The organism is Mycobacterium sp. (genome assembly GCF_049683355.1).
In the GTDB taxonomy this organism is placed as follows: domain Bacteria; phylum Actinomycetota; class Actinomycetes; order Mycobacteriales; family Mycobacteriaceae; genus Mycobacterium.
This window is the reverse complement of record NZ_JBAUJB010000169.1, coordinates 1-3781: the sequence shown is the minus strand read 5'-3', so window position 1 is coordinate 3781 and position 3781 is coordinate 1. Positions and strand designations below refer to the sequence as shown.

Below are 3781 nucleotides of genomic sequence, written 5' to 3'. Positions count from 1 at the left end.
ACGAGGCACCGCCGCCGGGCAGAGGCGCTGCTGCGGCGGCCTGGTTGGTGGGCGCCGGTGCCGGGGCGGGTGACGTCGCTGGCGCGGACGACGCCAGCGGAGGCTGGCTCGTCATCGGCTGCAGCGGGGTAGTTGCCCTGGCGGACTTGGCCGTATCGCTTGCGCTAGTAGTGGTGTTGGGGTTGGCGGCGCCGGTAGGGGTAGGGGTAGGGGTTGACGCGGGAGTGTTCGGCGAGACCGGTGATGCGGGGGGACCCGTGGAACTAGGGGTGGAACTGCCAGAAGGAGACTGTGAGGGCGCCGAGTTAGCTACGCCGGTTGAGGGTCCAGACGCGCTTACTGAACCCTGTGAAGGCGAGGATGCGCTAGAGGACAGGCTGGTACCGCCAGTGTTCGGCGTTCCTACTGAAGAAGTGGTGGCCATACCCGCACGGTCGGGAGTTTTCGCGGACGCAGCAAGCTCGGGCTGACCCGCTTGGGCGGGCGCAGACATTTGAACATCAGGTGTTTTCGCACCGGTGGCTTTTGCAAAGTTGGATACGGGACTCACCGCCGTTTGACCGCCGCTTGAGCCGTCGGCTTGCTTCTGCGGACGCGTGTTCGGTGGAGGTGGGACTGGTGCGGGTATGGACTCCGTTGGAGCTTTCCAGGCGCCGAAAGCGGGCAACGCAGCACTAGTAGTTAGCACCTGAATGGTATTCAACGCATTCTGGGCGACTATGAAAGCGCGGATCGCGGCTTCTACCTCGCCTGCGGTTAGAGTCGGGTCGCTCCGAAAGGCTTGAAAGGTTCCCTGTGCGCTTATGAGATTCTGGTTTACAGCATTCTTCGCCTGAACTGTGAGGTCTGCTGCCATGTTGTAATACGCGTAAGCGTTGCCGAGGTGGTTTTCGAGAGCAGACATTTCGCGGATATCCCGCTGGAGGGAAGAGTGCCCAGCATCTGCTCCGGCCCCCGACCAGACGTCTCCGTCAAAGATCTGCACTTGCTGGCGTCGCCAGTCCTCGATGACCGCATGTATCTGATTCCGCAACATTAGAAACTCATTTGCACGTGTGTAGAGCATGCTCTCGTCGATCTGAGGCCATCCGTCCGGCTCTGTCATGTCTTCGATGTACTCGCCATCGACTTTGCCGATTCCCATGACTCAGCCCGTCGCTGCTTTACATGCTTCTGCGTTAGCCGCGACTAACTGTGACGCAACACTTGCGAGGTAGTTGTCCGCCGGCGTGTAGCTCGGCAACGCGGAGGCATATGCGCGGCGGTACTGAGCGGCCAACGTTGCGAAGTCTTGGAAGATGGGGTTGCCGCTGCGAATGCCGAGATCCTGGAGCTGATTTGCGTTCGACCGCATTGTCACCGTTGCAGCGACATTTATGGCTTGTTGTTCAGGCGTCCATTGGCTGGCTGAAAGGTCAGGATCGATTCCGAGCCACTCGGACGTAGCATGCCCGAACTGTGCGGCAGTCGACTGCCAATCTTCACATACGGGAAGCCGGTCGTTCATGAACGGGGACGGGTTTGACGGATCCTCCACCGGGGACACCTGCAATGGTGGCGGTGCGTCAATGACGAACGGTTTGCGCGCCTCGGCCGATTTAAAAGTAATTGCTGAGCAAATCCAAACCAGAGCATTCGACGTGCTGGTAGCCACGCGCGCGAGGTGGTCATCTCGCGGCGTGTAGTCGGGAATCCGGTTCGCGTACGCCCGCCAGTATGCAATCGATTGCTCGTAAAGTTCTCGAACTGCTCTGTGGGGGGTCAGCTTGGCAAGGGCTACCGTCTGGTCTGCAGTTGAAAGCATGGCGTCCGCAACGTCGAGGTGCTGTCGACGTTGGTCCGCTGTCCAATCCGAGGCTGGTACGTTCGGGTCCCTGTTGTTCCAGCCTTTCGCCTGTTGCTGGGCCAGCGTGTCCCCGATAGGTGTCCACGCTGCGCAACTCGGATCCTCTGTAATGATCCCAACCGGTCCGTGGTCGTCTGCGCTGGCGATGTCCGCGGCGTCAACCGATGTGCTTGGCGGCGGTGATGCAATCGGCGAGTTTGATCCGTTCGACCCGTCGCGGGTGAGCAGCAAGGTCGTCGTAACCGTGACGACGACAACCACGAGGAGTGCGAGGCCGCCGAGAATCCACTTGGAGCGGTTGCTGTTGTTCTGAGGCGGCGGACCCCACGGCGGTGGTCCCCAATGTCCTGGTCCCTGCGGCTGATCAGGCGGTGGCGGCTGGGGTGGCCAAGGTCCGGAAGGCGGTGTGGTCACGCGCGGCACTCCCGATTGTGCCCAGTCATCCCCATTCCTCCCAGGTCAACACGACCCGCCGAGGGGTCGATCGTGATGCCGACCCAACCAGCTTACGAGAGGTCGGGGCGTGCCCATGTCGCTGATTTCCGTCGCAGCCATTAACCTCCCACTCCTGAACCGATGCCCGCACCGATCAGGAACGTCACGATCGTCAGCGGTACCACGGCCAGCGACACCACCATGCCTGTGCCGAACCGTCTCACCGTGCCCGATGCGAGCATCAGCGGGAAACCGACGATGACGAGGGCTGCGAAACCAACGCCGACCTCGATCACCCGCAGCATGATCAGCATCAGGTAGGTGGTTCCCAGCAGGACACCCAATAGGCTGGCCGGCCCGAAGAACTCGCCGAATTTGATGTCCCGGTTCATATCGTGACAGCCGCCGCGAGGAGTATGAAGACCGCGGCGACGGCACCCGCGACCGCCGCGCCGCTCGTCCAAGAAGAAGACCGTCGCGCCAGCCAGACCGACCCCAGCACAAGCACGAGTTCCACTATGACCACAGGGATAACCGTGAAGCTCAGCAGGCGTGCACCGCTTCCCTTGAAGGCATCTTCGTCAACAACAGCAGAAGCAGGGCCGCCGAAAGCAGGATCGGCACCCCCAATGTGGCTGCGGCCCAGAAGGGTGTGTCTTGTCGTTGCCACCACAGCGCGTGTTCACTTCGAGAATTCACTCAGACGCTCCTAACGAACCACAACGACGTCGGCATCCTGACGGTCGGTCCGAGATCGGTCGGCCTGCTGTATCGCCGCGGCCGCGGCGGTGACGCCGTCGGGTCGGGACACTTGCACCAGGGATGTGGTCGATGCCATCGGCCGCTATTCGGGTTGCCTGTCGGACACCTCCGCGGTGATCTCCGCGACCACCGCGTCGAGCCGCTCGCGATCGGCGTCGATCGCCGCGCTCGCCTCGGCGCTGGCCTTCTGCAGCGCTTCGTTCACCCGCTGTTCGACCGTCTCCGCCCCCAGCCGCAACAGGCCGTCCTGAATGTCGACATCTTTGAGCCAGTGGTGACCGTTCAGCGTCACCTCGACGGTCTCGGTGTCATCGGTGGCGGTGAAGGAATCGTTGGCCATCTTGTCGAGCTGCTCGTCCATCAAGGACTGCAGTCGTCGCGCCTGCCTCAGCACGGCGGCGACCTCGGGATGCATGTCGTCCGTCACTGCGATTCCTTCTTGGTGTCGTCGGGAGTTCCTCGGCGCCGAACCCGATTGCCGATGACGGCCTCAGTCCACGGCCGCTCCTCGGTGTAGAGCTCCTCGTCCTGGGACAGCTGAGGGTTGCGCTTCTTCTCGCCGGTGTTCCCGCCCTGGCCGGCGCCCATCATCGGCGCCATACCTCCCATGCCGCCAGCCATTCCGCCGCCTGCCGCCCCACCACCTGCGGCTGCGGCCGGCGTCGTGGGGGCCACCACCGGAGTCGGTCCCACCGTCTCGGCGCTGACCGCCGGCTGCATGGGTGCGCTGGGCATTCC

General features: G+C 62.8%; 3 protein-coding genes and 1 pseudogene. All 4 read right to left on the bottom strand.

Going from position 1 to position 3781, the window contains the following annotated elements; all coding sequences use genetic code 11:
- Positions 1-1147: 1147 nt before the first annotated feature.
- Positions 1148-2107, bottom strand: a complete 960-nt coding sequence (locus WA944_RS10235) for an ESX-1 system-associated protein (protein WP_526375773.1) — start codon at positions 2105-2107, stop codon at positions 1148-1150.
- 293 nt (positions 2108-2400) lie between these two features.
- On the bottom strand, positions 2401-2673 hold the full coding sequence (locus tag WA944_RS10230) for a hypothetical protein (RefSeq protein ID WP_526375775.1): 273 nt from the start codon (positions 2671-2673) through the stop codon (positions 2401-2403).
- A 452-nt stretch (positions 2674-3125) separates the two neighbouring features.
- Positions 3126-3470, bottom strand: coding sequence for a YbaB/EbfC family nucleoid-associated protein (locus WA944_RS10225; protein ID WP_526375777.1), 345 nt, complete (start codon positions 3468-3470; stop codon positions 3126-3128).
- Positions 3467-3781: pseudogene (locus tag WA944_RS10220) on the bottom strand (PPE domain-containing protein); the annotation flags it as partial. The gene WA944_RS10225 and the pseudogene WA944_RS10220, both read right to left, overlap by 4 nt.

Excerpts from the sequence above, each read along its gene's own strand:
- WA944_RS10230 (WP_526375775.1), bottom strand. The coding sequence starts at position 2,673 with ATGAACCGGGACATCAAATTCGGCGAGTTCTTCGGGCCGGCCAGCCTA.